At 63.9% G+C, this 25,393-nt stretch carries 25 protein-coding genes; 14 read left to right on the top strand and 11 right to left on the bottom strand.

The window, feature by feature from the left end:
* Positions 1-133: 133 nt before the first annotated feature.
* Positions 134-1,267, bottom strand: coding sequence for an alkane 1-monooxygenase (locus H3221_RS14315; protein ID WP_196475083.1), 1,134 nt, complete (start codon positions 1,265-1,267; stop codon positions 134-136).
* Between the two features lie 231 nt (positions 1,268-1,498).
* On the opposite strand from H3221_RS14315, the gene H3221_RS14310 reads away from it, so the two are divergent.
* The 4 genes from H3221_RS14310 (at position 1,499) to ligA (ending at position 9,108) form a co-directional block, all read left to right on the top strand.
* On the top strand, positions 1,499-2,158 hold the full coding sequence (locus tag H3221_RS14310; protein ID WP_192981673.1) for a GntR family transcriptional regulator: 660 nt from the start codon (positions 1,499-1,501) through the stop codon (positions 2,156-2,158).
* 6 nt (positions 2,159-2,164) lie between these two features.
* Positions 2,165-5,653 carry a chromosome segregation protein SMC gene (gene smc / locus H3221_RS14305; RefSeq protein WP_196475082.1) on the top strand — a complete coding sequence of 1,163 codons (3,489 nt, stop codon included), beginning with the start codon at positions 2,165-2,167 and terminating at the stop codon, positions 5,651-5,653.
* A 213-nt stretch (positions 5,654-5,866) separates the two neighbouring features.
* Positions 5,867-6,688, top strand: coding sequence for a cell division protein ZipA (zipA, locus tag H3221_RS14300; protein ID WP_160017678.1), 822 nt, complete (start codon positions 5,867-5,869; stop codon positions 6,686-6,688).
* A gap of 59 nt (positions 6,689-6,747) precedes the next feature.
* The gene (gene ligA, locus H3221_RS14295; protein WP_196475081.1) at positions 6,748-9,108 is read left to right on the top strand and encodes an NAD-dependent DNA ligase LigA; all 2,361 of its coding nucleotides are present in this window, start codon (positions 6,748-6,750) and stop codon (positions 9,106-9,108) included.
* Between the two features lie 182 nt (positions 9,109-9,290).
* Here the strand turns inward: ligA and H3221_RS14290 are convergent, their stop codons facing one another.
* The 5 genes from H3221_RS14290 to H3221_RS14270 form a co-directional block, all read right to left on the bottom strand.
* Positions 9,291-9,659 carry a glutaredoxin family protein gene (locus H3221_RS14290; protein ID WP_192981662.1) on the bottom strand — a complete coding sequence of 123 codons (369 nt, stop codon included), beginning with the start codon at positions 9,657-9,659 and terminating at the stop codon, positions 9,291-9,293.
* 202 nt (positions 9,660-9,861) lie between these two features.
* Positions 9,862-10,407 (bottom strand): GTP cyclohydrolase I FolE, encoded by a 546-nt coding sequence (gene folE, locus H3221_RS14285; RefSeq protein WP_075748315.1) that lies wholly within the window; start codon positions 10,405-10,407, stop codon positions 9,862-9,864.
* Positions 10,408-10,494: 87 nt separating this feature from the next.
* On the bottom strand, positions 10,495-11,052 hold the full coding sequence (locus H3221_RS14280) for a Smr/MutS family protein (RefSeq protein WP_160017681.1): 558 nt from the start codon (positions 11,050-11,052) through the stop codon (positions 10,495-10,497).
* A 170-nt stretch (positions 11,053-11,222) separates the two neighbouring features.
* A complete protein-coding gene (locus tag H3221_RS14275) occupies positions 11,223-11,543 on the bottom strand; it encodes a hypothetical protein (protein WP_160017682.1) in 321 nt (106 codons plus the stop codon).
* An 82-nt stretch (positions 11,544-11,625) separates the two neighbouring features.
* Positions 11,626-12,222 (bottom strand): cysteine hydrolase family protein, encoded by a 597-nt coding sequence (locus H3221_RS14270; protein ID WP_196475080.1) that lies wholly within the window; start codon positions 12,220-12,222, stop codon positions 11,626-11,628.
* A 155-nt stretch (positions 12,223-12,377) separates the two neighbouring features.
* Here H3221_RS14270 and H3221_RS25625 point away from each other — a divergent pair, with 155 nt between their 5' ends.
* Positions 12,378-12,506 carry a hypothetical protein gene (locus H3221_RS25625; RefSeq protein WP_256667044.1) on the top strand — a complete coding sequence of 43 codons (129 nt, stop codon included), beginning with the start codon at positions 12,378-12,380 and terminating at the stop codon, positions 12,504-12,506.
* Positions 12,507-12,584: 78 nt separating this feature from the next.
* Positions 12,585-13,505 (top strand): 50S ribosomal protein L3 N(5)-glutamine methyltransferase, encoded by a 921-nt coding sequence (gene prmB, locus H3221_RS14265; RefSeq protein WP_196475079.1) that lies wholly within the window; start codon positions 12,585-12,587, stop codon positions 13,503-13,505.
* A gap of 80 nt (positions 13,506-13,585) precedes the next feature.
* Here prmB and H3221_RS14260 read toward each other — a convergent pair whose 3' ends face one another.
* Together H3221_RS14260 and H3221_RS14255 are read right to left on the bottom strand one after the other, a co-directional pair.
* Positions 13,586-14,386, bottom strand: coding sequence for a hypothetical protein (locus H3221_RS14260; protein WP_160017684.1), 801 nt, complete (start codon positions 14,384-14,386; stop codon positions 13,586-13,588).
* Between the two features lie 36 nt (positions 14,387-14,422).
* Positions 14,423-15,385, bottom strand: coding sequence for an alpha/beta hydrolase (locus tag H3221_RS14255; protein WP_196475078.1), 963 nt, complete (start codon positions 15,383-15,385; stop codon positions 14,423-14,425).
* A gap of 313 nt (positions 15,386-15,698) precedes the next feature.
* Between H3221_RS14255 and aroC the strand changes: the two genes are divergently transcribed.
* The 5 genes from aroC (at position 15,699) to H3221_RS14230 (ending at position 19,324) form a co-directional block, all read left to right on the top strand.
* Positions 15,699-16,790 (top strand): chorismate synthase, encoded by a 1,092-nt coding sequence (aroC, locus tag H3221_RS14250; RefSeq protein ID WP_196475077.1) that lies wholly within the window; start codon positions 15,699-15,701, stop codon positions 16,788-16,790.
* Between the two features lie 13 nt (positions 16,791-16,803).
* Entirely contained in the window at positions 16,804-17,955 is a 1,152-nt protein-coding gene (locus H3221_RS14245; protein WP_196475076.1) for an MFS transporter, read from the top strand.
* 16 nt (positions 17,956-17,971) lie between these two features.
* The gene (locus tag H3221_RS14240) at positions 17,972-18,511 is read left to right on the top strand and encodes an acireductone dioxygenase (RefSeq protein ID WP_196475075.1); all 540 of its coding nucleotides are present in this window, start codon (positions 17,972-17,974) and stop codon (positions 18,509-18,511) included.
* 61 nt (positions 18,512-18,572) lie between these two features.
* Positions 18,573-18,764, top strand: a complete 192-nt coding sequence (locus H3221_RS14235; protein ID WP_037002762.1) for a PLDc N-terminal domain-containing protein — start codon at positions 18,573-18,575, stop codon at positions 18,762-18,764.
* A complete protein-coding gene (locus H3221_RS14230) occupies positions 18,761-19,324 on the top strand; it encodes a histidine phosphatase family protein (protein ID WP_196475074.1) in 564 nt (187 codons plus the stop codon). The genes H3221_RS14235 and H3221_RS14230 overlap by 4 nt, the downstream gene beginning before the upstream one ends.
* A gap of 1 nt (position 19,325) precedes the next feature.
* On the opposite strand, the gene H3221_RS14225 is transcribed toward H3221_RS14230, so the two are convergent.
* From H3221_RS14225 to H3221_RS14215, 3 genes are all read right to left on the bottom strand, one after another.
* Positions 19,326-19,823, bottom strand: a complete 498-nt coding sequence (locus tag H3221_RS14225) for a methylated-DNA--[protein]-cysteine S-methyltransferase (protein ID WP_196475073.1) — start codon at positions 19,821-19,823, stop codon at positions 19,326-19,328.
* A 3-nt stretch (positions 19,824-19,826) separates the two neighbouring features.
* A complete protein-coding gene (locus H3221_RS14220) occupies positions 19,827-20,705 on the bottom strand; it encodes a DNA-3-methyladenine glycosylase family protein (RefSeq protein ID WP_196475072.1) in 879 nt (292 codons plus the stop codon).
* 188 nt (positions 20,706-20,893) lie between these two features.
* Entirely contained in the window at positions 20,894-21,916 is a 1,023-nt protein-coding gene (locus H3221_RS14215) for an AraC family transcriptional regulator (protein ID WP_224490606.1), read from the bottom strand.
* 98 nt (positions 21,917-22,014) lie between these two features.
* On the opposite strand from H3221_RS14215, the gene H3221_RS14210 reads away from it, so the two are divergent.
* Genes H3221_RS14210 through H3221_RS14200 form a run of 3 tightly spaced genes read left to right on the top strand, consistent with a single transcriptional unit; the run spans position 22,015 to position 25,164 of the window.
* Positions 22,015-23,490, top strand: coding sequence for a flavin-containing monooxygenase (locus H3221_RS14210; protein WP_196475070.1), 1,476 nt, complete (start codon positions 22,015-22,017; stop codon positions 23,488-23,490).
* On the top strand, positions 23,474-24,403 hold the full coding sequence (locus H3221_RS14205; protein WP_196475069.1) for an alpha/beta hydrolase: 930 nt from the start codon (positions 23,474-23,476) through the stop codon (positions 24,401-24,403). The genes H3221_RS14210 and H3221_RS14205 overlap by 17 nt, the downstream gene beginning before the upstream one ends.
* Positions 24,403-25,164: an SDR family oxidoreductase gene (locus tag H3221_RS14200; protein WP_196475068.1), complete on the top strand. Its 762-nt coding sequence runs from the start codon at positions 24,403-24,405 to the stop codon at positions 25,162-25,164. Before H3221_RS14205 ends, H3221_RS14200 begins: the two co-directional genes overlap by 1 nt.
* Positions 25,165-25,393 lie beyond the last annotated feature (229 nt).

The following is a 25,393-nucleotide window of genomic DNA, read 5'->3' as shown; positions in this document are numbered from 1 at the left end:
TGGTGCGCCGCGCGCACCAATAACCACAGGCAAACATGGCACAGCACTGGTGCGCAGGGCCTGGGTGGGCCCGCACACCTACAAAAGCAAAACCCCGGGAGCTTGCACTGCCGGGGTTGCTGGAGCAGGAGGTTTACGTCAGCTGCGACTCACTCAGCTGGTGCTCTTCGCCGGCGTAGTAGGCACGCACCCTGGGGTCCATCACGGCCCGCCACAGCGGTGGGAGCACCGCGAGCACGATCATCCCGGCATAGCCATTGGGCAACTGCGGGCTGTCATCGAAATGGCGCAGCACCTGGTAGCGGCGCTTGGCGTAGGCGTGGTGGTCGGAGTGGCGCTGCAGGTGGAAGAGAAACAGGTTGGTCAGCAGGAAGTTGCTGTTCCAGGAATGGTGCGCATTGGTGCGCTCGTAGCGGCCGTTGTCCAGTTTGCGCCGGTGCAGGCCGTAGTGTTCGACGTAGTTGACGATCTCCAGCAGGGTGAAGGCGATGAACGCCTGGCCGAGAAAGAACAGGGCGCCCAGCCAGCCGAAGGCGAGGGTGAAGCCGAGCAGCATGAGTGCGCTGATGGCGTACCACCCGATCAGCTCGTTGCGCCAATGCAGTGCCTGCAGGCCGCGCCGCTTGAGACGCTCGGCCTCCAGCTTCCAGGCGTTGAGAAAGTTGTGCTTGTAGGCGTGGGGCAAAAAGGCATACAGGCTCTGGCCGAATCTTGAGGAGGAGGCATCCTCGGGCGTGGAGACGTGAACGTGGTGGCCGCGCACATGTTCCACCTTGAAGCCGGCGTAGCACACCGTTGCCAGTAGCAGACCTCCGGCATTCTGCTCCAGGAGTGCGTCCTTGTGGATCAGTTCGTGCGACACGGTGATGCCGATGGCGCCCATCACCGTGCCGACCGACAGCACCCAGCCGAGCTTGCCGACCCAGCTCCAGCCTTCGTAAGTGGCGAATATCCAGCCGCTCCACACCAGCATCGCCAGCAGCAGCGGCACCGTGGCCAGGCTCAGCAGGCGGTAGTAGCCCTGAGCTTCCAGTGCCGGCACTTCGTCGCGCTCATCCGGGTTGGCCGGATCGCGGCCGACGACGAAGTCCAGCAGGGGAATCACGCCGAACACCACGCTGATCACCAGCCATGGCCAGGCGTCTGCATGGGCGCTGCCCTGTGACCAGTGATAGCTAAGCGGGATGCCCAGTACCGGGATCAGCCAGATCCAGTAGCCGACCTTTTTCAGGGCGAGCATCCAGTGTGAAGGCAGGCGTTCGAACATCGAGTTCTCCGGGTCGTTGCTGTCGAGGGGCTTATCTAGGATTGTAGGACAATCCATTTTCATGGACAGACGCCCACGACCAACCTTTAGAACGGAAAGTGCCCTGCGGGGACGCTTGGCGGGGTAACACCCTGTGTTACACTCGTCGCCAGATTTTTTGCTCCCGCCCAGCCGTGACGGGGCTCCCAGACTCGACCGCCTGCCCCTGGATCGACGCAAATAAGGAATGTCATGACATTCAAGGCCCCGGACAGCCTCGCCGAGCAAATTGCCCATTACCTGGCCGAACGCATCATTCGCGGTGAGCTCAAGGAGCGTGAGCGCATCCAGGAGCAGAAAGTCACCCAGGCCCTCAACGTCAGTCGCGGTTCGGTGCGCGAAGCGCTGCTGATTCTCGAACGTCGCCACCTGATCGTGATCCTGCCGCGTCGTGGTGCACAGGTCAGCGAACTGACTCCGCATCACGTCACCAGCCTCTACGCGCTGACCATCGAGCTCTACATCATGCTGGCGCGTGCGGTGATCGAGCGCTGGAAGGTGGAAACCGACCTGGCGCCCTTCGTCGATATCCAGCAGCGTCTGCTGGCCAGTCTGGAGCGCGGCGATATCGGCGCCTTCGTCGAGAGCAGCTTCGATGTGATGCGCGCGGCCTTTCCCTTCGCCGACAATCCCTATCTGCAGGAAACCCTGGAGAATCTGCTGCCCGCCATCAGTCGCACCTATCACCTGGCGCTGGAACGGCGCAAAGGCGAGATGGGCCAGTTCATGGGCACCTTCGCCAGTCTGCTGCAGGCGATCATCGTTCGCGACAACGCGCGCGCCCGCGAGGTGCTGCAGGCGTATGGTCAGCACAATTGCCAGCTGGTGCTGGCGACCCTGGCCGAGCGCTAAGCCCCGATGCGCCTGAAAAGCATCAAGCTGGCCGGCTTCAAATCCTTCGTCGATCCGACGACGGTGAGTTTCCCCAGCAACATGGCGGCGGTGGTCGGGCCCAATGGTTGCGGCAAGTCCAACATCATCGACGCCGTGCGCTGGGTGATGGGCGAAAGCTCGGCGAAGAACCTGCGTGGCGAGTCGATGACCGACGTCATCTTCAACGGCTCCAACACGCGCAAGCCGGTGACCCAGGCTTCCATCGAGCTGATCTTCGACAACAGCGACAATTCGCTGGTAGGCGAATACGCTGCCTTCGCCGAGATTTCCATTCGCCGTCGGGTGACCCGAGACGGCCAGAACACCTATTTCCTCAACGGCACCAAATGCCGGCGCCGCGATATCACAGACATCTTCCTCGGCACCGGTCTTGGCCCGCGCAGCTACTCGATCATCGAGCAGGGCATGATCAGCAAGCTGATCGAGGCCAAGCCCGAGGAACTGCGCAACTTCATCGAGGAAGCCGCTGGCATCTCCAAATACAAGGAGCGCCGCCGCGAGACCGAAAACCGCATCCGTCGTACCCAGGAAAACCTGGAGCGCCTGAGCGACTTGCGTGAAGAACTGGAACGCCAGCTCGAGCGTCTGCATCGCCAGGCCCAGGCGGCGGAGAAATATCAGGAATACAAGGCCGAGGAGCGTCAGCTCAAGGCGCAATTGCTGGCCCTGCGTTGGCAGAGCCTGAACCAGCAGGTCGGCAGCCGCGAGCAGGTGATCGGCGACCAGGAAGTGGCCTTCGAGGCCCTGGTGGCCGAGCAGCGCAGCGCCGATGCCAGTATCGAACGCCTGCGCGATGGCCATCATGAACTGAGTGAGCGGTTCAACCTGGTGCAGGGCCGCTTCTATTCCGTGGGTGGCGATATCGCCCGCGTCGAGCAGAGCATCCAGCACGGCCAGCAGCGTCTGCGCCAGTTGCAGGATGACCTGCGCGACGCGGAAAAGGCGCGTCTGGAAACCGAGTCGCACCTCGGTCATGACCGCACTCTGCTGGCCACCCTGGGCGAAGAGTTGGAGATGCTCCTGCCCGAGCAGGAGATGACCGCCGCCGCCGCCGAGGAGTCCGCCGCCAGCCTGGAAGAGGCCGAGGCCGCCATGCACGGCTGGCAGGAGCAGTGGGACGGCTTCAACCAGCGCAGTGCCGAACCGCGTCGCCAGGCCGAGGTGCAGCAGTCGCGCATCGCCCAACTGGAACAGAGCCTGGAGCGCCTGGCTGAACGACAGCGCCGTCTGGGCGAAGAACTGCAGCAGTTGGCGGCCGACCCCGAAGACGCCGCCATTCTCGAACTGAACGAACAGCTGGCTGCTGGAGAGCTGGAGCACGAAGCCCTGCAGCTGGCCGAAGAGCAGCAGGCCGAGCGTCTGCAACAACTGCGCGAGGAACTGCAGCAGGCCGGCCAGGCCCAGCAGCAGGCCCAAGGCGAGCTGCAACGGCTGAACGGTCGCCTGGCTTCGCTGGAAGCGCTGCAACAGGCAGCGCTCGATCCAGGGCAGGGCGCGGGTGATTGGCTACGTGAACAGAACCTGCTGCAGCGCCCGCGCCTGGCCGAAGGGCTGCGCGTGGAGGCTGGCTGGGAGCTGGCGGTGGAAACCGTGCTCGGCGCCGACCTGCAGGCGGTGCTGCTGGATGATTTTGCCGGGCTGGATTTCTCGGCTCTGGAGCAGGGCGAGCTGCGCCTGGCCAGTCCCGCCAGGGGCGGCGCGCGCCGCGTCGGCAGCCTGCTGGACAAGGTCGAGTCGAGCCACGACCTGTCACCCTGGCTGGCCGGCGTGCGCCCGGTGGAATCCCTGGAGCAGGCGCTGGCGGCTCGCTCGCAATTGGCCGAGGGCGAAAGCCTGATCAGTCGCGAAGGCTACTGGGTCGGCCGGCATTTCCTGCGCGTGCGTCGCGCCGCCGAGGCCGACAGCGGCGTGCTGGCGCGCGGTCAGGAGCTGGAACGCCTGCAGCTGGAGCGCGACGAGCGTGAGGCGGCCCTGGCGCAACTGGATGAACGCCTGCTGGCGCTGCGCGAAGAGCAGCGTCGCCAGGAGGAACAGCGTGAGCAGCAGCGCCGCCAGGGGCAGGAGCTGGCGCGCCAGCTGAGTGAGCTGAAGGCGCGGCTGTCCGCCAGCCAGGCCAAGGCCGAGCAACTGGGCCTGCGCCGTCGCCGTCTGCACGACGAGCTGCAGGAAGCGGCTGAGCAGCGCGAGATCGAGCAGGAACAGCTGGGCGAGTCACGGCTGCAACTGCAGGATGCACTGGACGCCATGGCGCTGGATAACGAGCAGCGCGAAAGCCTGCTGGCCAGCCGCGACAGTCTGCGCGAGCGTCTCGATCGTGTGCGCCAGGATGCGCGTCAGCACAAGGATCACGCGCATCAACTGGCGGTGCGCGTCGGTTCGCTCAAGGCCCAGCACGACTCCACCCGCCAGGCGCTGGAACGCCTGGAAATGCAGGCCGAGCGCTTGCATGAGCGGCGCGAGCAACTGTCGCTGAACCTTGAGGAGGGCGAGGCGCCGCTGGAAGAACTGCGCATCAAGCTCGAAGAGCTGCTCGAGCGGCGCATGGCGGTGGACGACGAACTGCGTCAGGCGCGTTTGGCGCTGGAAGATGCCGATCGCGAACTGCGCGATGCCGAGAAGCGCCGCACCCAGGCCGAGCAGCAGGCACAACTGCTGCGCAGCCAGTTGGAGCAGCAGCGCATGGACTGGCAGTCGCTCAACGTGCGGCGCAAGGCGTTGGCCGATCAGCTCGCCGAGGACAACTACGACCTGCACGGGGTGATCGCCACGCTGCCGGCCGAGGCCACGGAAAGCGCCTGGGAAGAGGAGCTGGAGCGCATGGCCGCACGTATCGCGCGGCTCGGGCCTATCAACCTGGCGGCCATCGACGAGTATCAGCAGCAGTCCGAGCGCAAGCGCTATCTGGATGCGCAGGATGCGGATCTGGTCGAGGCACTGGAAACCCTGGAAAACGTCATTCGCAAGATCGACAAGGAAACGCGCAATCGTTTCAAGGACACCTTCGATCAGATCAATGGCGGTTTGCAGGCACTCTTTCCAAAAGTTTTCGGTGGCGGCAACGCTTATTTGGAACTCACCGGCGAAGATTTACTCGATACCGGTGTAACCATCATGGCGCGGCCCCCGGGCAAGAAGAACAGCACCATTCATTTGCTCTCCGGTGGAGAGAAAGCGCTGACCGCTCTGGCATTGGTGTTTTCCATCTTCCAGCTCAATCCGGCGCCGTTCTGCATGTTGGACGAAGTGGATGCCCCGCTGGACGACGCCAACGTCGGGCGCTATGCGCGGCTGGTCAAGGAGATGTCGGCAACGGTGCAGTTCATCTACATCACCCACAACAAGATCGCCATGGAAATGGCCGATCAGTTGATGGGGGTTACCATGCACGAGCCGGGTTGCTCGCGTCTGGTAGCGGTGGATGTCGAGGAGGCGCTGGCGATGGTGGAGGCGTAATGGCAGTGCGCCGCGAGATTAACTGAGTACGGGCAAAACCTTATGTGGCTGCCTGTGTAAAGTTGCCTTTCGTCGTGCTAGCTTATTGCCCACTTTTGTTACACGCGGAAAACGTCAGGTAGAACATGAAGTTGGCACCGCGTTTTATAGTCGAGTTGTGATCCGTTTGATTGGATCTTTTTTTCACCAGAATTTTTAAGGGTCAGGTATTTCATGGAATTCGGTCTGCGCGAGTGGCTGATCGTTATTGGCATCATCGTTATCGCTGGCATCCTGTTCGACGGCTGGCGCCGTATGCGCGGAGGCAAGGGCAAGCTCAAGTTCAGACTTGACCGCAGCTTCGCGAATATGTCGGACGACGACAGTGATCCGGATCTGCTCAGTACACCGCGTGTGGTGCAACGCGACCACGAGCCGCAACTGGATGAAGACGACCTGCCCTCGATGACTGCCAAGGACCTGCCGCGTCGTCCTCGCAACGAGCCTCAGCAGGGCGACCTCAATCTGGCCGTCGATGAGCCGGTACCGACCTTGCTCAACCCGGTCGATGACCAGCCCGTCGAACCCAAGAAAGCCACCAGGCCGGCTGTCGATGCTGCACCGGTGGAAGAGGTGCTGGTGATCAACGTGGTCGCCCGCGACGACTTTGGTTTCAAGGGCCCGGCGCTGCTGCAGAACATTCTCGAAAGCGGTCTGCGTTTCGGCGAGATGGACATCTTCCACCGTCACGAGAGCATGGCAGGCAACGGCGAGGTGCTGTTCTCCATGGCCAATGCGCTCAAGCCAGGCACTTTCGATCTGGACGACATCGAAGGCTTCAGCACCCGTGCGGTGAGCTTCTTCCTCAGTCTGCCCGGCCCGCGTCATCCGAAGCAGGCCTTCGACGTGATGGTCGCTGCGGCGCGCAAGCTGGCCCATGAACTGGGCGGTGAGCTGAAGGACGACCAGCGCAGCGTGATGACTGCGCAAACCATCGAACACTACCGCCAGCGCATCGTCGAATTCGAGCGCCGGCAACTGACCCAGAAACGCTGAAACACCAGTGCATTGCAAAAGAGCAGCCGAGGCTGCTCTTTTCGTTTGAGAGACCGAGCATGACCGACGCTGCCCAACGTATTTCCGAACTGCGCAATGAACTGGACGCGCACAACTACCGTTACTACGTGCTGGACGAGCCGAGCGTGCCGGACGCCGAGTACGACCGCCTGTTCCGCGAACTGCAGGCGCTGGAGGCGGAGCATCCGGAGCTGGTGACCCCGGAGTCGCCGACCCAGCGCGTCGGCGGTGAAGCGCTCAGCGCCTTTGGCGAGGTGCGCCATGAAGTGCCGATGCTCAGCCTCGGCAATGCCTTCGAAGAAGACGACTTGCGCGCCTTCGACCGCAGCGTGCAGAACGGCCTAGGTGTACAGGGCGGCGATCTGTTTGGCGGTGGTGCCGAGGTCGAGTACAGCTGCGAACCCAAGCTCGATGGTCTCGCCGTCAGCCTGCGTTACGAAAACGGCCAACTGGTGCGCGGCGCCACGCGCGGTGATGGCAGTACCGGCGAGGACATCACCAGCAACGTACGCACCATCCGCAACGTGCCGCTCAAGCTGCAGGGCGAGGGTTGGCCGCAGGTGCTGGAAGTACGTGGCGAAGTGTTCATGCCCAAGGCCGGCTTCGAGGAGTTGAATGCGCGCCAGGCCGAGAGCGGCGGCAAGACCTTCGCCAACCCGCGCAACGCCGCCGCCGGCAGTCTGCGTCAGCTCGACCCGAAGATCACTGCCAGCCGTCCGCTGGAGTTCTGCTGCTACGGCGTCGGCCAGGTCAGCGGCGAGCTGCCAGGCACTCAGGTGGCCATGCTGCAGCAGCTCAAGGCCTGGGGCGTGCCGATCAGTCGCGAGCTGAAACTGGCCAAAGGCGTGGAAGCCTGCCTGGACTACTACCGTGATATCGGCGAGCGGCGCATGAGCCTGGCCTATGACATCGATGGCGTGGTGTTCAAGGTCAACACTATCGAAGATCAGCAGCAGCTGGGTTTTCGTGCGCGCACCCCGCACTGGGCCATCGCCCACAAGTTCCCGGCGCAGGAAGAACTCACTGAGCTGCTCGACGTGGAATTTCAGGTCGGCCGTACCGGCGCGGTCACGCCCGTGGCGCGGCTGAATCCAGTCAAAGTGGCGGGCGTTATGGTGGCTAATGCCACCCTGCACAACATGGACGAAGTGGCGCGCCTGGGTGTGATGATCGGCGATACGGTGATCATCCGCCGCGCCGGTGACGTGATCCCGCAGGTAATGGCGGTGGTGCCCGAGCGTCGTCCGGATAATGCGCGCCCCGTGCACATCCCCGAGCAATGCCCGGTGTGCGGCTCGGCCGTGGAGCGCACGCAACTGGTCAAGCGCAGCAAGGGCAAGGAGTCGCTCAGTGATGGTTCGGTGTACCGCTGTGTCGGTCGCCTGAGCTGCCAGGCGCAGCTCAAGCAGGCGATCATTCACTTCGTCTCGCGCCGCGCCATGGACATCGAAGGCCTCGGCGACAAGACCATCGAGCAGTTGGTGGATGAGAAGCTGATCGCCTCACCGGCCGACCTGTACAAGCTGCAGTACGAACAGATCATCGGCCTTGAAGGCTTCGCCGAGGTGTCCAGCAACAAGCTGCTTGCGGCCATTGCCGATAGCCGCAAGCCTACGCTGGCGCGCTTTATCTACGCGCTCGGTATCCCCGATGTGGGCGAGGAAACCGCCAAGGTGCTGGCGCGCTCCCTGGCCTCGCTGGCGCGCGTACGTCAGGCGCTGCCCCAGGTGCTCACCTACTTGCCGGACATCGGTCTGGAGGTGGCGCATGAGATCCACAGCTTCTTCGAGGACGCGCATAACCAGCAGGTGATCAGCGCCTTGCTCGGCGAGTGCGGCCTCGAGTTGCAGGAAGAGGGCGAACTGAGCGCCGAGTTCTCGGCCGTTGCCACCCTCGGCGGCATGCTCGACAAGCTGAACATTCCGAGTGTCGGTCCCGGTGCCGCGCAGAAATTGGCTGAGCGTTTCGGCAGCCTCGAAGGCGTGCTCGGCGGCGATTGGCTAGACATGCGCCAGACGCTGCCGGAGAAGCAGGCCAAGGCTGTGCGGGAGTTCTTCGACAATGCTGAAAATGCCCAGCTGGCTCGCGCCATCGAGCAGCAGTTGCGTGATTTTGGCATGCACTGGGACAGCGAGAAAAAGGTCGCCGAAGGCCTGCCGCTGGCCGGCCAGACCTGGGTGCTGACCGGTACCCTGGAGGTGATGAGTCGCGACGTGGCCAAGGAGAAATTGGAAAGCCTGGGCGCCAAGGTGGCCGGCTCGGTATCAGCCAAAACCCATTGCGTCGTCGCAGGGCCGGGCGCTGGCTCGAAGCTGGCCAAGGCCAGTGAGCTCGGGGTGAAGGTATTGGACGAAGCGCAGTTCCTCGACCAGCTCAAGGCCTACGGTATCGAACCCTAGGGCGCTGTTCGCGGTCAGAGACTCGCTCCTGCACAGAGAGGCGAAGATACGCCGATCCTGTAGGAGCGGCTTCAGCCGTGAAATGACCGGTGCAGGGTAGCTCCGAGGCTCCCGGATTGCATCCGGCTACGAATTGAGCGACGTGGCCCGGTGCGCCATGCGCACCGCAGCCCCTCCGATCCTCAACCGGCGAAGCGCTGATCCAGATAGGCGATGATCGCCTTGGATTCATACAGCCAGGTGCTCTGACCGTTTTCTTCGATGCGCAGGCACGGCACCTTGATGCGGCCGCCGTGCTGTTCCAGCGCCTGCCGGTGTTCGGCATCGTTCTTGGCGTCGCGCAACTGCACCGGCAGGTTGAGGCGATGCAGGCTGCGCCGCACCTTGACGCAGAACGGGCAGGCGTGGAACTGGTACAGCGCCAGGTCGGCGGTGGCGCGCTCGACTTCGGCTTGCGCCTCGGGGCTGCGCTTGAGTTTGCGCGGGCGGCTGATCCAGTCGACGAATATGACGAGCTGGCCCAGGCCGATACGAAGGGCTTTGAGCAACATGTTTTTGACTCCTGAGCGGGCATGCCGCGGGCGGCAGCCCAGATGATGAGGGTCTTGGTGGTCTTGCTCGCCCTCATCCGGCGCTTCGCGCCACCTTCTCCCGGAGGGAGAAGGGCATCAAGGAGGGCGTCGCTGTGCGACTTTTACGCTAAAAGGGCGACGGCCGTTCAGCGAAGTGAGCGGCCGTCATCTTGGGGGTGGCTCAGCGAACCAGATTGAGAAATTCGCCGCGTGTCGCCGGGTTGCTGCGGAACTCGCCGAGCATCACCGAGGTGACCATGGAGGAATTCTGCTTCTCCACGCCGCGCATCATCATGCACATGTGCTGCGCTTCGATGACCACTGCCACGCCCAGTGCACCGGTGACCTGCTCGACCGCTTCGGCGATCTGCCGACTGAGGTTTTCCTGGATCTGCAGACGCCGCGCGTACATGTCGACGATACGCGCCACCTTGGATAGGCCGAGCACCTTGCCGTTGGGAATGTAGGCGACGTGAGCCTTGCCGATGAACGGCAGCAGGTGATGCTCGCACAGCGAGTACAACTCGATGTTCTTGACCAGCACCATTTCGCTGTTGTCGGAGCTGAACAGTGCGCCGTTGGTGACTTCTTCCAGCGTCTGCTGGTAGCCACGGCAGAGGTACTGCATGGCTTTGGCGGCGCGCTTGGGCGTGTCCAGCAGACCTTCGCGGGTAACGTCCTCGCCAAGCTGGCCGAGGATCGCGGTGTACTGTTGTTCCAGGGACATGGAAAATCCTGTTGGGTATCGAATGGGCGCAGGGTAGGGCGCCGACAAGGACCTGACAAGAGTGCCAGGCGCCAATACGGTTTCTTATTACTCGTCGCGACCATCCATCATGGTGCGCTTGAGGATGATGTACACCGCGCCGGTGCCGCCGTGTTTGGCCAGGCAGGAGCTGAAACCCAGCACCTGCGGGTGCTGGCGCAGCCAGGTGTTTACATGGCTCTTGATCATCGGCTTGCGTCCGTCCATGCGCACTGCCTTGCCGTGGGTGACGCGCACGCAGCGAATCTCCAGCTTGGTGGCTTCGGCGAGAAACTCCCACAGCGTATCGCGGGCCTTCTCGACGCTCATGCCGTGCAGGTCGAGGCTGCCGTCGAAGGGAATCTGGCCCAGCTTGAGCTTGCGCATCTGACCGTCCTGCACGCCGTTGCCGGCCCAGTACAGCGGGTCTTCGGCGCCGACGTCGATGACGAACTGGTCAGACAGCCCGTCCACCTTGGTCTCGCCCTGGCTGATGGTTGCAGCCTGGCGCAGGGAGCTGAACCGTTTACTGTCAGCTTTGGGTTTGCCGGTGTCGGCGCGGTCGTGCTTGATCGGCTTGACGCCGCGCAGCTCGGCCTGGAACAGGGAAAAGTCGTCGTCTTGCATCGGTGGCTCCGCGAAACAGGCGAGCATTTTACCCAAATGGCAGGCGCTGTAAGCGTAGAAAGACGAATTTGTAGGAGCCCGCTTGCAGGCGATCATCAATAATTCGATTGGCGAAGAGCATCGCTGGCACGCCAGCTCCTACTGTTGTGGGCGCTGTGTTTTTGGGCGATTCAGTCGCGCTTTTTCATCAGTGATGGCGACAGGCTCAGGTCGCTGGGGCGACGCAGGCGTCTGCGGCAGCGACGCCAGAAGGCGACGCCGGCCCACAACAGGAACAGGCCGAGCAGCAGCAGAACGATGGCCTCGCCGGTGGAGTCGTTAAGCGTACCCAGCACGGGCGCGCGACCTGCCAGTGAAGCGACGCCCGCCATCGACAAGAGAATGCCGAAAGTGGCGAGCAGGGCGCCCAGGCCGGCTCCGATACGCAGGCGCCAGTGTCTCGGCTGGCGTGGGCGCAAGCGGCGTGCATCGAAATCGTCGGACAGCTTCATTCCGATTTCCTTTGGCTTATCGCCGGTATGACCGACTGGTCGCGTCCGGGTTCCGCAGCATTGGCGATAACTGCAACAGGCTTCACACCAGCGATTTGGCGTGCGGCACCAGGGTGGCGAAGTTGTCGCCCAGTGCGATCATCTCGATGCGATGTACCTCGGCGGCGGCTATCACGCTGCCATCCGGTGCGGGCAGGTCGCGGGTGGCGCAGGCGGCATCGACCAGGGTACAGCGATATCCATAGTCCTTGGCGGCGCGCACGGTGGTACTGACGCTGGAATGGGTCATGAAACCGCAGACGATCAGGTCGAGATGGCCCAGCGCCTGCAGGCGATCATGCAACTCGGTGCCGGCAAAAGCGTTGGGCAGGCGTTTCTCCACGACGATCTCGCCAGCCAGTGGGGCCGCTTCCGGCAGGTGACGACCGCGCGGACCGCTGGGGTCGAGCAGGCCGCCGGGAATGCCAAGGTGTTTGACGTGAACGATGTCAGCACCGGCACTGCGCGCTGCTGCCAGCAGGCTGGCGATCTCTGCCAGCGCGGAGTCCAGGCCCGGCAGCGCCAGTACGCCGCTGCGGTATTCTTCCTGGGCATCGATGATCAGCAGGGTCGCATTGTTCAGGCTGGCCGGCGCGTGGCCACGACCGGTGAGCTGGAACATGGTTTGCGGATGGGACATCTCGGGCTCCTGGCTGATGGTGATGATGTGCCATTGTCCGCTTGCCAGAGCGCTCTGTGAACCTCTATCTGCGCCAAGGCTTGCCCGGTGCATTTTGCCGGAGCAGAATCGGAACTGTCCTGAAGGACTCAGGGTCGTATGCAAAAGGAGTTGCCATGTCTCTTTTGTCGCAGTTTTCCCCGCATTTCTGGCTTTTGTTCTCCATCGCCGTGGCCATCGCGGTTCTGCGCGAGCTGCGCCGTCCTGATGACGATGCCTTGCGCAAGAAGCACGAGCGGCTATGAGCACTCGATAACCCGCAATTCATGCGCTCGCTACCTGCACTGGGCTAAACTTCCGCACTTTTCACCCGGAGGCCGCCCGTGACCGCTCTCACTACCCGTTTACGCACCCTGCGCGATTACATCCGTTGGGCCGTCAGCCGTTTTCAGGCCGAGCAACTGTTCTTCGGTCATGGCACCGACAACGCCTGGGATGAAGCGCGCCAACTGGTGCTCGGTGCACTGCACCTGCCTTGGGAAATTTCCGACACCTACCTCGATTGCCGCCTGGAAGACGACGAGCACGCCCACCTGCAGACGCTGCTCAAGCGCCGTATCGAAGAGCGTGTACCCACCGCGTACCTGCTCGGTGAGGCATGGTTCTGCGGTTTGCCTTTCGTCGTCGATGAGCGTGTGCTGGTGCCGCGTTCGCCGATCGCCGAGCTGATCGACCGTCACTTCGCCCCCTGGCTGCCGACCGAGCCGGCGCGCATTCTCGACCTGTGCACCGGCTCCGGCTGCATTGGCATCGCCTGCGCCTACGAATTCCCTGAAGCGGAAGTGGTGCTGGGCGACCTTTCGTTCGATGCGCTGGAGGTGGCCAACCTCAACATCGAGCGCCATGGCCTGGAGGAGCGTGTCTACTGTGTGCAGGGCGATGGTTTCGCTGGGTTGCCGGGGCAGCGTTTCGACCTGATCGTCTCCAACCCGCCGTATGTCGACGCCGAGGATTTTGCCGACATGCCCGCCGAGTACCAGCACGAGCCGGCGATGGGCCTGGCCTGCGGCAATGATGGTCTGGATCTGGTGCGACGCATGCTGGCCGAGGCGGCCGATCACCTCACCGAGCGTGGCGTGCTGATCGTCGAGGTGGGCAACAGTCAGGTGCATGTCGAGGCGTTGTACCCGGATGTGGACTTCACCTGGCTTGACTTCCAGCGCGGCGGACACGGTGTGTTCCTGCTGGCGGCCAAGCAGTGCCGCGAGCATCAGGAACTGTTTCGTTCGCGCATCGAAGGCTGACCCGCCGGTGCGCACGGCGCACCCTACGAGCATTGCGGCTGACTTAGTGCCGTAGGGTGCGCCGCGCGCACCAGGGGCCGCTAGCGTGTTGCGATCCAGATCAGCAACCCGGCCTGAAACAGGCTGAATGCCACCAGGCAGGTGATGGTGAAGCGCAGGCCGCTGTCTTCGCGTTTGAGGCGCTCGAGCCGATCTTCCAGCTTGCGCAGTTTGACGTCCTGCTCCTGCAGCGTCTGGTCGGCCTGCTGCAACATCGCGGCAGCATCCAGCAACTCGATGATCTGCACCTTCTCGGCATGCCAGTCGCCATGCAGCGAGCTGACTCGCGGTGCGCTGTAGAAAGGCTTGAGTTGCAACGGGTCGCTGTACTCGATGGTGAAACCCTGCGCCTTCAGCGCGTGGTCACGGCGGGCGCGGGCGGCGTCATTGAAGTTGTCCTTGGTCGGCAGGGCGGCGCCCTCGACTTGATAGTGCGCGTACTGTTTGCGTGCCCAGGCAATGCCCTGGGCCATGAGAAAGCGCCCCAGACCACGATTGCCCGGCTCTACGCTAAGGCCCTTGTCGGGGCCGAAGCGAACCTCCTTGCGCTGATGGTCGGCCCAGACCTCCAGCAGGTTGTTGTGGCGATGCAGGCGCTGGCCGGGCACCTGGATGGTCAGGCGCAGCAGGCTCGTGTCTTTGGCGTGACGCTCCACCCGGCCAAGCTGGACGAAGCGCAGTGGCCTCGGACCGGTTTCCCGGTCGACGGGTAGCGGCGCCAGACGCAGCAGGCTGAATTGCTCGGCTGGAAGGTCCGCCCAGGGATGTGGCGCGGCAGGCGTTTCGCTTGTCGCCGCTTCGGCATCTGGCGCTTGTGCCTGCGGGGCTGGGTTTTCGCTCATGGGCGTCCTGTGTGCTGTTCGGTGGCCGTCGATGCGTTATCGGCCATTTTCCTCGGCACTGGAGCGAATGAAGGACAGGATCTTCTCACCCAGCGCACGGGCCAAGGGTAGCTGTGGATCGTCGTAGGACGCCAGCTGTTCGTTCCAGGGCGCCGGGGTGATGCGCAGGACATGGTTCATGCCGGCGATCATCACCAGTTCGGCATCGGGCTTGGCCTGCTTGAGCACTTCGGCGTTGTCCGGGCTGACCTGGGCGTCGTGAGTGCCTTGCACGATCAGTGCGGGAATCTGCAGCGCGGCGAAGTTTTCCGCCGGGTCCTGGCGCAGCAGGCTGATCAGGTAGGGCTGTACGCTGGGGCGATAGATCGCTTGCAGTTCCCTGGGCACCTTGGGCTGCAGCTTGCCGCGAATCAGGTTGGCGAGGATGTGCCGGCTCTCGGCCAGAAGCGGCGGCGGCAGGCGCATGGCCAGCTGCATGTCCAGTACCTGGCCAATGGGGTAGGCGGGGCCGGCGATGGACACCAGGGCATCGGCCTGGCTGCCAGGCGCGGCCAGGCTGGCGATCAGTGCGCCTTCGCTGTGGCCGATGAGAATCAATCGATCAAAACGCGGATCATCCCTGAGCAATCCGGCCCAACCTTCAGCATCGGCCACATAGCGCTCGACGCTGAGGTCCTTTTCCTCCGGCGTGGCGGTGCGGCTGGCGGCCACGCCGCGCTTGTCGTAGCGCAGGCTGGCGATGCCGTTGCGTGCCAGCACCTGGGCCAGCTTCTTCAGCGCATCGTTATGCCCGCCTTGAGGGTTGTTGCCGTCGCGGTCGGTGGGGCCTGAACCGGCGATCAGCAGCGCCACCGGCACCGGCTTGTCGCTCTGCGGCACCAGCAGGCTGCCGTACAGGGTGCCCTGGTCGGTGTCGAGGCTGACGGGTAGTTGCCGGGTGGTGCTGGCCTGGGCCAGGCCGGTGATCAGGGTGAGGGACAAGAGCAGGGCTCGCAACATGATGAGGGCAGGGTAGTGGCAGGTTGGTGTTGGACGCTGGCAGCGGGGCAAGGTTCGGGCACTTCTAAAAACTAGCTGCGTTGTCATCACTGCGTTAGAAAACAGGCTCAAATGCTCATTTACAGCCCGTAAACTCCGCTTTTCGCCTGTTTTCTGCGGGGCCGCCATCGGTATTGTGCTGACTGCCTCGCTTACGTTTTTAGAAATGCCCGTTCGGGGTGAACTGCACGTTATCGGCAGGTATACTCGCCCACCTTGTGAATCGGGCCTGCGCAGCGCCGGGCCTGAGCTGAATTTCGCGGAGCGTCTTCCCATGTCCGGCAATACCTACGGCAAGCTGTTCACCGTCACCACCGCTGGCGAAAGCCATGGCCCGGCGCTGGTCGCCATCGTCGACGGTTGCCCGCCCGGTGTCGAGATCTCCCTGGAAGACCTGCAGCGCGACCTCGATCGCCGCAAGCCGGGCACCAGCCGCCACACCACACAGCGCCAGGAAGACGATGAGGTGGAAATCCTGTCGGGCGTGTTCGAGGGCAAGACCACCGGCTGCTCCATCGGTCTGCTGATCCGCAACACCGACCAGAAGTCCAAGGACTACTCGGCGATCAAGGATCTGTTCCGCCCGGCCCACGCCGACTATACCTACCACCACAAATACGGCATCCGCGACTACCGTGGCGGCGGCCGCAGCTCGGCACGTGAGACCGCCATGCGCGTGGCGGCCGGAGCCATCGCCAAGAAGTTCCTGGCCACCCAGGGCATCATCATCCGCGGCTACATGAGCCAGCTCGGCCCTATCGAAATCCCGTTCAAGACTTGGGACAGCGTCGAACAGAACGCCTTCTTCAGTCCCGACCCGGACAAGGTGCCGGAACTGGAGGCCTACATGGATCAGCTGCGCCGCGACCAGGATTCGGTCGGCGCGAAGATCACCGTGGTTGCCGAAGGGGTGATGCCGGGCCTCGGCGAGCCGATCTTCGACCGCCTCGACGCCGAACTGGCCCATGCACTGATGAGCATCAACGCGGTCAAGGGCGTGGAGATCGGCGCTGGTTTCGCCAGTGTCGCCCAGCGTGGCACCGAGCACCGCGACGAGCTGACCCCGGAAGGTTTTCTCTCCAACAACGCTGGCGGCATTCTCGGCGGCATTTCCAGCGGCCAGCCGATCATCGCCCACCTGGCGCTCAAGCCGACCTCCAGCATCACCACGCCGGGGCGTTCCATCGACGTCGATGGCAACCCGGTGGATGTGATCACCAAGGGCCGTCATGACCCTTGCGTGGGCATCCGTGCCACGCCGATCGCCGAGGCGATGATGGCCATCGTGCTGATGGATCACCTGCTGCGTCACCGCGCGCAGAACGCCGACGTGCGCGTCACCACACCGGTGCTGCCTCAACTGTGATTCGGGCGGCGGCATGAGCGCGGCCCTGCCGTACTGGCGGCTTTCCGGTTTCTACTTCTTCTACTTCGCCCTGCTCGGGGGGACGGCGCCGTTCCTGGCGCTGTACTTCGACCACCTGGGCTTTTCCCCGGCGCGGATCGGCGAGTTGATCGCCATTCCCATGCTGATGCGCTGCCTGGCACCGAACCTGTGGGGTTGGCTGGGTGACCACACCGGTCAGCGCCTGTTGATCGTGCGTTTCGGCGCGCTGTGCACCCTGGTCTGCTTCGCCGGCATCTTCTTCAGTCAAAGCTACGCCTGGCTGGCGCTGATCATGGCCACTCACGCCTTCTTCTGGCATGCGGTGCTGCCGCAGTTCGAGGTGATCACTCTGGCCCATTTGCGCGAGCAGGCGGCGCGCTACAGCCAGATTCGCCTGTGGGGCAGCATCGGCTTCATCGTCGCTGTGGTCGGCCTCGGTTTGCTGTTCGAGTGGCTGAGCCTGGACGCGTATCCGGCGGCGCTGCTGGTGATCATCGCCGGTATCGTCGTCAGCAGTTTCTGGGTGCCCAATGCACGGCCCGTGCTGCGCCCGAGCACGCCGGAGTCGGAGGGTTTTGTGCGTCAATTGCGCCGCCCCGGCATCCTGGCGTTCTACGTCAGCGTCGGGCTGATGCAGTTGAGCAACGGCCCGTACTACACCTTCCTCACTCTGCACCTGGAGGGTGTTGGCTACGGCCGTGGCGCCATCGGGCTGTTCTGGGCGTTGGGGGTGGTGGCGGAGATCCTGCTGTTCCTGGTCATGGCGCGGCTGCTGCAGCGCTATTCACTGCGCGCCGTGTTGCTGGTCAGCTTCCTGATCACCGCCGTGCGCTGGCTGCTGCTGGGTAATCTGCCCCAGTACCTGCCGGTGCTGCTGCTGGCGCAGTGCATGCACGCTGCCACTTTTGGCGCTTTCCATGCCGCCTGCATCCACTTCGTGCAGCGCAGTTTCGCTGATCGCCAGCAGGGCCAGGCCCAGGCGCTCTATGTCAGCCTGGCCGGCATCGGCGGTGCGTTGGGTGCGCTGTATGCCGGCTATAGCTGGAAGGGCCTGGGCCCGGCCTGGACCTTCGCCATCGCCAGTCTGGTAGCCTTGCTCGCAGCCTTCATCATTGCCACCCGTCTGCCGCCCGAGCAGCCCTGAATCGAGTGAACCCGTCATGAGCAGCCTCGCCGTCCACCTGCACACCTCCCCGGAACTGCCGAACAAGGTCCTTAACCACGCCGACGATATCGCCAGCACCTTGTCCGCGGTGGGCATCGACTATCGCCAGGTGGAGTTGCCGGCTGCGTTGCGCCCTGGTTGCGAGCAGGCCGAGTTCGACGCCGCCTATGGTTTGTGGCTGCAGGCATTCATGGGTAAGGAAGGGCATGTGCAGCAGGAGCTGTTCAACCTGCAGCGCAATGATCCGCAGAAGCTGGAGCTGCGCGCTCGGTATCTGGACGAACTGGTGCAGTCGAGCGCCAGTACCTGGTTGTTCCTGGGTGGTTTCGCCCAACTCAGCGTGCATCTGGATGACTACGTATACGTGCTGCAGGGCGAGCGTGGCGATCTGCTGACGCTGCCGGCCGGCACGCGTCACTGGTTCGACCTGGGCGAAGAGCCGCACGTGCTGGCGCTGCGTCTGAGCCCGAGCGAGGACACACCAGAACGCACCGGTGACGATATCGCCAGCCGGTTTCCGCGCCTGGGGGACTGAAGGAACCTCAGCCAATCAACGACTATCCTATGCAGGCAACCTCTCGGACAGGAGTGTCGTCATGGGTTCCACCTTCAATGGGCTGATTGGCCTGGTTATCCTCGCACTGGATATCTGGGCCATCATCAACGTGGTCAAGAGCAACGCGGAAACTGGAATCAAGATTCTATGGATTCTGCTGATCGTGCTGTTGCCGGTGATCGGTCTGATCATCTGGGCGCTGATGGGGCCGCGCGGCAACGTCAGAATATGACTCGCCTGTGGCTGCTGGCCCTGGCTCTGGCGCTGCTGCCGCTGTTTAGTGTGGCGGCAGATAACGCCGACGCCTGGCAGGCATTGCGCGAAGGTCGTGCGCTGATACTCATGCGTCACGCCACCGCGCCGGGTACGGGCGACCCGGCGAACTTTCGCCTGGGACAATGCGAAACTCAGCGTAACCTCAATGCTCAAGGGCGTGCCGAGGCCCGGCGCTGGGGTGAGTTGCTCGCGCGTCAGGGGATCGAACAGCCGCGCCTTCTCAGTAGCCGCTGGTGCCGCGCGCTGGACACGGCCAGCAACATGCAGCGCGGTCCGGTACAACCCTTCGCTGCGCTGGATTCGTTCTTCGGCAAGCCCGAGGATGGCGCCGAGCAGACCGCCGAGCTGATTCGCTCGGTCAACCAATTGCCTGCTGGCGCGCCGTTGGTGCTGGTTTCCCATCAGGTCAATATCACCGCCCTGACCGGCATCTTTCCGGCGTCGGGCGAAGGGCTGATTCTGGCTTTGCCCCTTCGTCCGCGTGCAGAGCCTCTGGCGCGCATACCCGCGCCTTAGGCTACAAAGCCAGTTGCGCCTGCGCCGGCTGCAATACACCCTCGAGTTCCAGCAACTGTTGCTTGCGCGGCAGGCCACCGGCATAACCGGTCAGGCTGCCGTCCCGGCCGATCACGCGGTGGCAGGGCACGATGATGGAGATGGGGTTGGCGCCGTTGGCCGTCCCCACCGCGCGTACGGCCTGCGGCCTGCCGATCACATTGGCCAGCTCCGAATAGCTGCAGGTGCGGCCGTAGGGAATGTCCAACAGCGCCTGCCAGACTGACTGCTGGAATGCCGTGCCCCTCGGCGCAAGGCGCAATTCGAACTGACGGCGCTTGCCGGCGAAGTATTCATCGAGCTGGCTGCACACGGCGTCCAGCTCACGGCCAGCGGGCTGCCAATGGTCTTCGATGCGCCAGGGCCGGCTGTCCAGCTCCATCAGCAATAGTTGCAGGCCGCTGTCGTCGGCTGCGATCAGCAGCGGACCGACGGGGCTGTCGTGGTAGCGGTAATGCATGTCTCAGCCTCCCGAATAGTTATGCCAGAGGTACGCGGCTGCATAAGCGCGCCACGGGCGCCAGGCTTCGGCGCGTGCTTTCAGGCGGCGCGCATCGATGCCTTCCGCTCCCCATACCGGCGCCTTGAGCAAACCCAGGTCGCTGGCGGGAAAGGCGTCGGCCTCACCGAACGCACGCAGGGCGATGTACTCCGCTGTCCACGGGCCGATGCCTGGCAGGGCGCATAGCTGCTCGATCAGTGCTGTACTGCCGTCGGCCAGATGCAGTTTCAGGCTGCCATCGGCAATGCGCGCGGCGAAATGCTGCAGGCATTGCACGCGTTTACCGGGCATGCCGATGCCGCTCAGGTCGGCCTCGGCAAGCGCCTGTGGTGAGGGGAACAGATGGCTGATGCCCAGCGTTTCTGGCGTTTCGATCCGTGCGCCGACACGTTGCACCAGACGCCCGACTATGGTGACCGCCGCCTTGACCGTGACCTGCTGGCCGACGATGGCGCGCACCGCCTGTTCGAACGGATCGAACGCCACCGGCAGGCGCAGGCCGGGATTGCGTCGCAGCAGCGGCGCGAGCAGTTCGTCAGCGCTCAGATGCAGCGCAATCGCCTCGGGCTCGCTGTCGAGATCGAACATGCGCCGCACGCGTTGTTCGAGTTGATCCAGATGCGCGGGCGAGGCCAGGCGGCAGCGCAGTTCCAGCGCGTTCTGACTTGGCAACGGGGCAACCCGAAACCAGCCGGGTGTGCCGTCGATGCTGAAGCCGCGGCTGTAGCTGTCCGCGCTCAGTGACTCCAGCCCGGGAATCGCGCGCAGAGCGAAATGGCTGTGGAACTGTTGCCAGTCCCAGGGCGGTTGGTAGGGCAGAAGCAGCGTGATGATGTTCATGGCTGGCACCCTAGCTCGGCATCTGCGCTTTGTCAGCGTGAAGATGACTTTCAAACTGCGACGATCGTGGCTGTGTGCGTGGGCGCAGTGTGTACGGCGCACCCTACATGGAGCGCGCACCGCAGGGCCAAGTCGTAGGGTGCGCCGCGCGCACCAGGGGAGGCAGAAGCGATAGATGGCAGCACGGCTCAGGCACCCCAGGAGCCCCGTTGATAACGCCCGGGCGTGATGCCTTTCCAGCGCTTGAACGCGTGGATGAAGTTCGACAGCTCGCCGTAACCCAGGCGCTCGGCGATTTCCTCCAGGCTCAGACCGCCGGCATCCAGCAGCTCTTCGGCCAGGGTCTGTCGGACTTCGTCCTGCAGGGCACGGAAGCTGGTGCCTTCTTCGATCAGGCGCCGGCGCAGGGTGCGGCTGCTCAGGTGCAGGCGCTCTGCGACCTGCTCCATGTCGGCGATCTGTCCCGGCGACTGCAACAGAAGCTGGCGCACCCGTCCGGCCAGGCCCTGATGCCATTGATGGCGCGCCAGCAACGCCTGGCATTGCTGCTCACAGGCGCTGACCAGTTGCGGGTTGGCCCGTGGCAGTGGGTTGTCCAGCAAATCGGCGGCAAAACCCAGTCGATTACGCGCCGCGCCAAAGTGCGGCATCTGGCCAAAGGCGGCGATAAAAGGTGAGACGTCAGCCGGCGCCGCCTGGCGCAGCTCCACATTCAGCAATCGCAGTGTGCTGCCGAGCAGCTCGCGCACGACCACCAGGGCGCCGAGCATGTCGCGCTGCACGATGAAGTCATGCAGCGTCGGGGTCAAGGCGCTGTCATCGAAATACAGGCTGGCGACGGCGTCATCCACGCTCAGGCTGATGCGGGTGAAGGCATAGGTCAGGCCGTGATAGCGCAGCCCCAGCTCGGCGGCTTGGCGTACCGTGGCACTGCTGAGAATGGCGTAACCCCAGGCACCGTAAGTGGTCAGGTGGTAGCGCCGCCCGGCCTGTAAACCAAGGTCGCCAACGTCGGGCAGCGCCTCGATCAGGTTGGCGATCAACTGCAGTTCGCGCTGCGCGTCGATCTCCCCATTCAAGCTGGCCAGTTGCACCGGACTGAGCCCCGTCTCGTGCAGGCATTTGTCCAGGCTCAGACCGAGGTCGAGCCCCAGTTGAGTGAGCAACTGGAGGCTGATGATGCTGCGTCGTGCAGGCCAGGGGGCTGACATGGATTGTCCGAAAATCACAATATCCTGGCCGACTATGCCATAACCTGGGCGCTGCGAGGCAAGTAGCATCGGCTCATCGTCATACACGGGTCACTACAATGCATAACAACCCCCGTACGAATGCGCCCTGGCGCGTGTTGATCATCGGCAGCGGTTTTGCCGGTCTGGGCTTGGCCATGCAGCTGCGCAAGGCCGGCGAGGACGACTTCCTGTTGCTGGAAAAGGCCGGCGAGGTCGGCGGCACCTGGCGCGACAACAGCTACCCGGGCGCCGCCTGCGACGTGCCTTCGCACCTGTATTCCTTTTCCTTCGAGCCCAAGCACGACTGGTCGCGCAAGTTCGCGCCGCAGGCGGAAATTCACGCCTATATCCTGCAATGCGTGGAGAAACACCGGTTGCACCCGCACATCCGCCTGAACAGCGAAGTACTCGGTGCCGAGTTCGATGCCGCGCGTGGTATCTGGCGCGTCGAACTGGCGGGGGGCGAAGTGATCGAGACGCAGGCGCTGGTCAGTGCCTGCGGCCAGCTCAATCGGCCGGCCTACCCGAAACTGCCCGGCCTGGAGCATTTTCGCGGCGAGGCTTTTCATTCGGCGCGCTGGCGCCATGATCTGGATCTGACCGGCAAGCGCGTGGCGGTGATCGGCACCGGCGCTTCGGCGATCCAGTTCGTGCCACAGATCCAGCCCAAGGTCGCCAGCCTGAGCCTGTTCCAGCGCTCGGCTGCCTATGTGCTGGCCAAGCCGGATCGTGCCTATAGCCCTTGGGAGATTGCCCTCAAACAGCGTTTGCCCCTGCTGCAACGCGCCGACCGCCTCCTGCAATACCTGCATCACGAGGGCCGGGCGCTGGCCTTTATCCGCTTCCCCTGGCTGATGCGCCTGTTTCGTCATAGCTTCACCCGCCATCTGCAGCGGCAGATGCCCGATGCCGGCAAGCGTGAGCGGTTGCAGCCGAACTACCCCATGGGCTGCAAGCGCATCCTGATCAGCAACGACTACTTTCCGGCGCTGGCGCAGGCCAATGTCGAGATCGTCGACGCGGCGATTCGCGAGGTGCGTGAGCAGTCGCTGGTGACGGCCGATGGTCGTGAGCATCCCTGCGATGTGCTGATCTACGGCACCGGTTTCACCGCCACCGATTTCCTGGCGGCGATGCGCATTCGCGGCCTCGATGGGCTGGAGCTGAACGAGGCCTGGAAGGAGGGCGCCGAGGCCTACAAGGGCATCAGTGTCAGCGGCTTTCCCAACCTGTTCCTGCTCTACGGGCCGAACACCAACCTCGGCCACAACTCCATTCTCTATATGCTCGAGAGCCAGTACGCCTACGTACTGGGCTGCCTGCAGGCGCTGCGCGAACAAGGGCTGCGCTACCTCGATCTGCGGCCGACGGTGCAACGGCACTACAACGCCGAGTTGCAACGAGCGACTCATCGAACGATATGGGAACAGGGCTGCGACAGCTGGTACAAGACCGCTACCGGCAAGCACACCAACAACTGGCCGGGGTTCACCTTCACCTATCGCCTCATGACCCGTACTCCGGAGCTTGCCGACTATGACTGCGTCCGCTGACTTCAAGGCTCCAGCCGCCGAGCAGATGCTGCTGCGCGGCCTGCTGCGCGGTTTTCTGCGTCTGTTCTTCCGCAGCCTGGTACGGCCGCCGATGCCGGTGGCCGGACAGCGTCGTTGGCTGCGCGCGCTCACCGCCATCACGCTGACGCCGCGCGGGGTCAGTCGCAGCGCCGACACCCTGGCTGCACGTCCCTGCGAGTGGCACCGGCCGCCTGTCAGCAGCGGCAGCGTGCTGCTCTATCTGCACGGCGGTGCCTTCATGATCGGCGGGCCTGACACGCACCGAGGCATCTGCGCCAGCCTGGCCAAGCGCGCGGCTCTGGAGGTCTGCGCGCTGGATTACCGTCTGGCGCCTGAGCATCCCTACCCGGCAGCGCGTGATGATGTGGTGGCGGCTTACCAGGCATTGTTGGCGGCCGGCTACAGAGCCGAACAGATCGCCATTGGCGGCGACTCGGCTGGCGGCAACCTGAGTCTGGTCGGTTGCCTGCGCATCCTCGAACTCGGCCTACCGGTGCCTGCCGCACTGGTGTGCTTCTCGCCGGTCACCGATTTCACCGGCGAGCAGATGCACGAGCCGCCAGCAGGAGACCCGCTGCTCCACCCCAGCTGGATCGAGCAGGCTGCGCAGCTGTATTGCCCGGCCGACCTGGCGCGCAACGATCCGGGCCTGTCGCCGCTGTTCGCCGATCTCAGCCAATTGCCGCCGACGCTGATCCAGGTCGGCGAAGACGAGTTGCTGCTGAACGACAGCCGGCGCCTGGCCGAGCGCGCCAAGGCGGCCGGGGTGAACGTGCGCCTGGAGCGTTATCCGGGGTTGTGGCACGTGTTCCAGGCGCATGTCGGCATGTTGCGTGCGGCGGATTACGCCATCGCCCGCGTGGCAGCCTTTCTCCGTGAGCGAGGTGTGTGATGAACAACATTCTCATCAGCGGCGCCGCATCGGGCATCGGCGCCGCCACCGCGCGGCTGTTTCACGCACGGGGCTGGCGCGTCGGGTTGCTCGATGTCGATGAAAAGGCGCTGGCAGCCTTGGCCGCCGAGCTGGGCGGCGCCTGGCATGCGCCGCTGGATGTGGTCGATGCCGCGGCGGTGAACGCCGCGTTGGCCGACTTCTGCGCGCAGGGCGGCGGCCAGTTGCGCCTGCTGTTCAACGGCGCAGGCATTCTGCGCACCGGTGCCTTCGCCGATATCGAGCTGGAACAGCACACGCGCCTGGTACAGATCAATGTGCTTGGCGTGCTCAATCTTTGCCATGCGGCCTATCCCTATCTCAAGGTCACGCCACAGGCGCAGGTGATCAATATGGGCTCGGCCTCGGCGCTCTATGGCGTGCCGCAACTGGCCAGCTACTCGGCCAGCAAGTTCGCCGTGCGTGGGCTTACCGAGGCGCTGGAGCTGGAGTGGCGTGAACACGGCATCCGCGTGGGTGACCTGATGCCGCCGTTCGTCAATACCCCGATGGTGCGCAGTCAGACGCAGCGTCCGCCGGTGATGCGCCGTCTGGGCGTGCGTCTGGAGGCCGAGCAGATCGCCGAAGCAGCCTGGAAGCAGGCCCACGCCAGCACTGTGCATCGCCCGGTGGGGCTGCAGTTCGGGCTGCTGTTCAGCCTTGGACAGATCACGCCGGGCTGGATCAACAGGTTGCTGATGGCCTGGCTGAGTCGCCCGTGAGTTCGGGCGAGGCGTTCGGGCTGGCCAATTGCCGCTGGTCGCCGGTTTTGTCACAAAGGCTTTCTGTATGGCGCGAATCTCTCTCGTAGCAGCTACTCTACGGGAGACGGTTTCAGTTCGGTGTTCTGCCGGGCAGTCGTCGATACGCTTGCAGTAGACACATCGAGCATCTGCTCGATTCTCGGGGCGGCGCCACTTGGGTGCTTCTGTGAACGCCGGGCGTTTTCAG

The organism is Pseudomonas chaetocerotis, from assembly GCF_015712105.2.
Classification (GTDB): Bacteria; Pseudomonadota; Gammaproteobacteria; order Pseudomonadales; family Pseudomonadaceae; genus Aquipseudomonas; species Aquipseudomonas chaetocerotis.
The sequence above is the reverse complement of the archived record's forward strand: the minus strand, read 5'-3'. Positions and strand labels throughout refer to the sequence as shown.

Excerpts from the sequence above, each read along its gene's own strand:
- H3221_RS14240 (WP_196475075.1), top strand. The coding sequence starts at position 17,972 with ATGAGCAGCCTCGCCGTCCACCTGCACACCTCCCCGGAACTGCCGAAC.
- H3221_RS14220 (WP_196475072.1), bottom strand. The coding sequence starts at position 20,705 with ATGAACATCATCACGCTGCTTCTGCCCTACCAACCGCCCTGGGACTGG.
- H3221_RS14245 (WP_196475076.1), top strand. The coding sequence starts at position 16,804 with ATGAGCGCGGCCCTGCCGTACTGGCGGCTTTCCGGTTTCTACTTCTTC.
- H3221_RS14205 (WP_196475069.1), top strand. The coding sequence starts at position 23,474 with ATGACTGCGTCCGCTGACTTCAAGGCTCCAGCCGCCGAGCAGATGCTG.
- H3221_RS14280 (WP_160017681.1), bottom strand. The coding sequence starts at position 11,052 with ATGCAAGACGACGACTTTTCCCTGTTCCAGGCCGAGCTGCGCGGCGTC.
- H3221_RS14290 (WP_192981662.1), bottom strand. The coding sequence starts at position 9,659 with ATGTTGCTCAAAGCCCTTCGTATCGGCCTGGGCCAGCTCGTCATATTC.
- H3221_RS14215 (WP_224490606.1), bottom strand. The coding sequence starts at position 21,916 with ATGTCAGCCCCCTGGCCTGCACGACGCAGCATCATCAGCCTCCAGTTG.
- H3221_RS14210 (WP_196475070.1), top strand. The coding sequence starts at position 22,015 with ATGCATAACAACCCCCGTACGAATGCGCCCTGGCGCGTGTTGATCATC.
- H3221_RS14230 (WP_196475074.1), top strand. The coding sequence starts at position 18,761 with ATGACTCGCCTGTGGCTGCTGGCCCTGGCTCTGGCGCTGCTGCCGCTG.
- H3221_RS14255 (WP_196475078.1), bottom strand. The coding sequence starts at position 15,385 with ATGTTGCGAGCCCTGCTCTTGTCCCTCACCCTGATCACCGGCCTGGCC.
- smc (WP_196475082.1), top strand. The coding sequence starts at position 2,165 with ATGCGCCTGAAAAGCATCAAGCTGGCCGGCTTCAAATCCTTCGTCGAT.
- H3221_RS14310 (WP_192981673.1), top strand. The coding sequence starts at position 1,499 with ATGACATTCAAGGCCCCGGACAGCCTCGCCGAGCAAATTGCCCATTAC.
- H3221_RS14275 (WP_160017682.1), bottom strand. The coding sequence starts at position 11,543 with ATGAAGCTGTCCGACGATTTCGATGCACGCCGCTTGCGCCCACGCCAG.
- zipA (WP_160017678.1), top strand. The coding sequence starts at position 5,867 with ATGGAATTCGGTCTGCGCGAGTGGCTGATCGTTATTGGCATCATCGTT.
- H3221_RS14200 (WP_196475068.1), top strand. The coding sequence starts at position 24,403 with ATGAACAACATTCTCATCAGCGGCGCCGCATCGGGCATCGGCGCCGCC.
- H3221_RS14260 (WP_160017684.1), bottom strand. The coding sequence starts at position 14,386 with ATGAGCGAAAACCCAGCCCCGCAGGCACAAGCGCCAGATGCCGAAGCG.
- H3221_RS25625 (WP_256667044.1), top strand. The coding sequence starts at position 12,378 with ATGTCTCTTTTGTCGCAGTTTTCCCCGCATTTCTGGCTTTTGTTCTCC.
- ligA (WP_196475081.1), top strand. The coding sequence starts at position 6,748 with ATGACCGACGCTGCCCAACGTATTTCCGAACTGCGCAATGAACTGGAC.
- H3221_RS14315 (WP_196475083.1), bottom strand. The coding sequence starts at position 1,267 with ATGTTCGAACGCCTGCCTTCACACTGGATGCTCGCCCTGAAAAAGGTC.
- H3221_RS14270 (WP_196475080.1), bottom strand. The coding sequence starts at position 12,222 with ATGTCCCATCCGCAAACCATGTTCCAGCTCACCGGTCGTGGCCACGCG.
- folE (WP_075748315.1), bottom strand. The coding sequence starts at position 10,407 with ATGTCCCTGGAACAACAGTACACCGCGATCCTCGGCCAGCTTGGCGAG.
- aroC (WP_196475077.1), top strand. The coding sequence starts at position 15,699 with ATGTCCGGCAATACCTACGGCAAGCTGTTCACCGTCACCACCGCTGGC.
- H3221_RS14225 (WP_196475073.1), bottom strand. The coding sequence starts at position 19,823 with ATGCATTACCGCTACCACGACAGCCCCGTCGGTCCGCTGCTGATCGCA.
- H3221_RS14235 (WP_037002762.1), top strand. The coding sequence starts at position 18,573 with ATGGGTTCCACCTTCAATGGGCTGATTGGCCTGGTTATCCTCGCACTG.